The sequence below is a fragment of the uncultured Veillonella sp. genome (assembly GCF_963534045.1).
GTDB lineage: Bacteria > Bacillota > Negativicutes > Veillonellales > Veillonellaceae > Veillonella.
Genome location: NZ_CAUSQT010000077.1, coordinates 1 through 4404, shown reverse-complemented (window position 1 = coordinate 4404; position 4404 = coordinate 1). Strand labels below are relative to the sequence as shown.

4 protein-coding genes are annotated in these 4404 nt (G+C 43.5%); all 4 read right to left on the bottom strand.

Going from position 1 to position 4404, the window contains the following annotated elements; all coding sequences use genetic code 11:
• Positions 1–35: 35 nt before the first annotated feature.
• The 4 genes from RYP29_RS08350 to cobA are packed head-to-tail and all read right to left on the bottom strand — an operon-like array spanning position 36 to position 4369.
• The gene (locus tag RYP29_RS08350) at positions 36–497 is read right to left on the bottom strand and encodes a helix-turn-helix domain-containing protein (protein ID WP_311533061.1); all 462 of its coding nucleotides are present in this window, start codon (positions 495–497) and stop codon (positions 36–38) included.
• Positions 498–531: 34 nt separating this feature from the next.
• Positions 532–1833 (bottom strand): glutamate-1-semialdehyde 2,1-aminomutase, encoded by a 1302-nt coding sequence (gene hemL / locus RYP29_RS08345; RefSeq protein WP_311533059.1) that lies wholly within the window; start codon positions 1831–1833, stop codon positions 532–534.
• 9 nt (positions 1834–1842) lie between these two features.
• On the bottom strand, positions 1843–2817 hold the full coding sequence (gene hemB / locus RYP29_RS08340; RefSeq protein ID WP_311533057.1) for a porphobilinogen synthase: 975 nt from the start codon (positions 2815–2817) through the stop codon (positions 1843–1845).
• Positions 2818–2854: 37 nt separating this feature from the next.
• The gene (cobA, locus tag RYP29_RS08335) at positions 2855–4369 is read right to left on the bottom strand and encodes a uroporphyrinogen-III C-methyltransferase (protein ID WP_311533055.1); all 1515 of its coding nucleotides are present in this window, start codon (positions 4367–4369) and stop codon (positions 2855–2857) included.
• Between the last annotated feature and the right edge of the window lie 35 nt (positions 4370–4404).

Here is a 4404-nt window from a genome sequence, read left to right as displayed (position 1 = left end):
TATAATTCAGTTATAGTTCTTCAAAGTGTCGCTCGTCATTTAGTATCTTGTCGTTTTATCACGCGACTCACCGCAAGGTTTGCCCCCAATAGTCCTCCCCTATTGATATGAGGATGGCGATGTGAGGTACCTTCTTTGATAGATGTTATACGAGATCGTTGAAATTTTTCAAACACTGTATCCAGTTCTCGCAAGAGAACCTTCTTTTGCGATGCTTTTAATTCATACAAGTTCCCTTTGAACTTAATATGTGTATCCTTCACAGCGGTGCTAATATCATAAATGCGTTCTTGCTGTTCATTATTAACATTCACGAGTTCATCTAAGGTCAGCTCATAGTAACGAGCCAATGCGCACAGTGTATCGAGGTCTGGCTCTCTATAGCCAGTCTCGTAATTGGACAATGCTGCATTACTAATACCTACAGCTTTGGCGACTTCGATTTGGCTCTTTCCCATGCGTACGCGAGCCCGTTTTAAGTTCTTGTAAAATTGCATGTTCATCACCTACATCGATTACGTCAAAAGAATATTACAGTATTTCACTGATAATTTTGAAAGCTTCTTCTGCAACAGCCAATGTTTTTTCAATTTCAGCCGATTTATGACAGATAGATACAAAGTTACTTTCAAAAGAGCTTGGTGCATAGTAAATACCATGGCTCAAGTTATGATGGAAGAATATCTCGAAATGGTCCGCATTGCATGCACTAGCGTCATCAAAATTGCGAACCGGTTTATCTGTAAAGAACAAGGTAAACATAGAGCCTACACGTTGCACCACCGCAGGCACATTGTATTTCTTAGCCAATTCTTCAAGGCCATTACACAATGCTTTTGTGCTATCTTCCACTTGTTTAAAGATGGTTGGATCTCGTTGCAACATAGATAATGTAGCAAGACCTGCCGTTACAGCCACAGGATTACCACTCAAAGTACCGGCTTGGTAAATAGGGCCGGATGGTGCTACTTCGCTCATGATTTTGCTAGAACCGCCAAATACAGCGAGAGGCATACCACCGCCAACGATTTTACCAAGGCATGTCAAATCGGGTTTAATATTGTATAGTTTTTGTGCACCACCGCTGCTAGCCCGGAATCCACACATAACTTCGTCAAAGATTAATAGTGCACCATGCGCCTTTGTTACATCGCGCAAGGTTTCAAGGAATCCTTCTACTGGTGGCACACAGCCCATATTGCCTGCAACAGGTTCTACGATAATACAAGCAATGGTATCACCTATTTCATCGAATAATTGTTTAACCGCATCAATATCATTGTAAGGCAATGTGATGGTATTTTCTGCGACGCTCTTTGGTACGCCTGGGCTATCTGGTACGCCAAATGTAGCGAGACCAGAGCCGGCTTTCACTAATAGGGAATCACTATGACCATGGTAACAGCCAACAAATTTAACGATACGATCACGGCCCGTATACCCACGAGCTACGCGCAATGCGCTCATAGTCGCCTCTGTACCAGAGTTAACAAGACGGACCATTTCCATAGATGGCATGAAGGCTTGGATTTTCTTAGCCAATTCCGTTTCTAACAGTGTAGGCGCACCATAGCTTGTACCACGAGGAATAGCCTCTTGTAGACTAGCTACGACCTCAGGGTTCGCATGGCCCAAAATCATAGGGCCCCAGCTCAACACATAGTCGATGTATTCGTTGTTATCGATATCATAGATGCGGCTGCCACTAGCGGAGCTAATAAATGGAGGGTTTGAGCCTACGCTGCGATAGGAGCGAACAGGACTATTAACGCCACCTGGCATATATCGTTTCGCTTCATCAAACGCTTTTTCTGATTTACCTAGTTGTAACATAGTCACTCCTTATTGTTTAAGCCAACGTGCCACTTCAAGGGCATGGTATGTAATGATAATCTTAGCACCAGCCCGTTTCATGGAGAGCATCGTTTCCATAACAAGGCGTTGTTCATCGATAAGACCAGCAGCTGCAGCCGTTTTAACCATCGCATATTCGCCAGATACATTATAGACAGCCAATGGTAATTCATAACGGTCACGGGCTTCGCGAACGATATCTAAATAGCATAATGCCGGTTTAATCATGATAATATCCGTACCTTCAGCGATATCGAGTTCAATTTCACGCATTGCTTCTAAGCGATTAGCCGGATCCATTTGATACGATTTACGGTCCCCAAATTGTGGAGCCGAATTAACGGCGCCACGGAATGGACCATAGTAGGCAGATGCATATTTGGCAGCGTAGCTCATGATAGATACATTGGTGAAACCAGCTTCATCAAGAGCTTCACGAATAGCACCTACACGGCCATCCATCATATCTGATGGCGCCACCATATGAGCACCTGCTTGCGCTTGGCTAACCGCAACCTTGCACAATAGAGGCAATGTTTCATCATTTAAAATTTCGTGATGATCAATCATGCCGCAGTGACCAGTAGATGTATATTGGCATAAGCATACGTCTGCAATGACCAAGAGATTTGGCACCGCTTCACGGATGGCTTTAATCGCTTGTTGTACCGGTTGCTCCATATCCCATGCGGAAGAACCTTGTTCATCCTTATAGGTAGGAATGCCAAAGATTTCTACACCGCGAATACCGAGGTCATAAGCCTCTTGCGCCACCTTTACCGCTTCGTCTACGGATAAATGGTATTGTCCTGGCAATGTGTCGATTTCTTTTTTTATTCCTTCACCAGGAACGATGAATAATGGATAAATCAAATCAGTTGTATCTAATGTTGTTTCTCGTACTAAATCACGCATTTCTGGAGAAGTGCGCAAACGGCGAGGACGATATGTTAAATCGTACATAGTAAATTTCCTTCTTCCGTTTAATAATGACAGTATATTAGTTAGCGCAGTCTTTCACGATTGTGTCTACAAGACCTTCTGTCGTATATACAGGACTAATGATATCTACCTTTAAACCTGCACTCATAGCCGTAGCGGCCGTAATAGGTCCGATACATGCAATCTTTGTATGTTCTAATAGTGAAAGTGCATCCTCACCCAATAACTCTAATGTATTGGTAACTGTAGAGGAGCTAGTAAATGTAATATAGTCGACATGACCATGTTGCAATGCATCTACCAATGCCTCTTGTTGAGATGTATCTTGTTGCGTTTCATACAAGCGCAAGATATCTACGTCGATATCTAAGTGACGCAATTCACGAGGAATCACTTCACGAGCCTTCTTAGGTTGAATTAATAGCACTGTATGTCTAGGTTGAACATGCTGTTTCAATGCATCAACAACGGATTCAGCCTTATAATCTACAGGGATAATATCCGGTGTAATGCCATAATTCGTCAACGCTTTAGCTGTGGCACTACCGATAGCACATACCTTAGCATAACCTAAGGAACGCGCATCCTTGCCTTCCCCGTACAATGCTTCAAAGAAGTAGCGTACCCCTTCAGCGGATGTGAATACGACACAAGAATAGCGATCTACGCCATGTAATAAACGTTTATCTTCATCAAATAATTCTACAGGTTCTGTTTTAATAGCAGCAGCTTGGATTACATTGGCTCCTTGGTTCATGAGCATATCGCGGAATTTGCTAGCTTGAGAGCGAGCACGAGTAACCACAATCGTTTTGCCGAATAATGGCTTGTTATCGAACCATTGCAATTGTTCACGCAAGTTTACAACATCGCCTACAACGATGATGGCTGGTGCTTTTAGTTGTGCCTTTTCCACGTCTTCTACAACATGTTCTAGTGTGGAAACAAGCACCTCTTGAACAGGTTTAGTACCCCAACGAACGAGCGCCACTGGTGTATTAGCAGGACGGCCATGAGCCATCAATTTTTCTGCAATCGTAGGTAAATTACCTACGCCCATAACAAAGCAAAGTGTATCCACTGCTGTGGCAAGACCTTCCCAATGGATGCCAGACACCGCTTTTGTTGGGTCTTCATGACCAGTAACAACAGCAAAGGATGTAGCCATAGCGCGTTGTGTTACAGGAATACCAGCATAGGCAGGCGCTGCGATAGGCGATGTAACACCAGGTACAAATTCAAAAGGAACACCGGCCTCACGAAGTGCCATAGCTTCTTCCCCACCGCGACCAAATACGAGTGGATCACCACCCTTTAAACGGGCTACGATTTTGCCTTCTTTTCCCTTTGCTACCAATAGTTCGTTGATTTCCCATTGGTGCATGGTGTGGTCTTTGCATTGTTTCCCTGCATAAATCAATTCTGCATCAGGACGAGCCCATTCTAATAGATGAGCATCTGCTAAATAGTCATATACAATAACGTCTGCGCGTTCTATACATTCCTTACCTTTTACAGTGATTAATTTAGAATCTCCAGGGCCTGCGCCAATCAAATATACTAAACCTGTCATTTTATGATTCCCTCCTTAACAAGGGCTTCCACAAT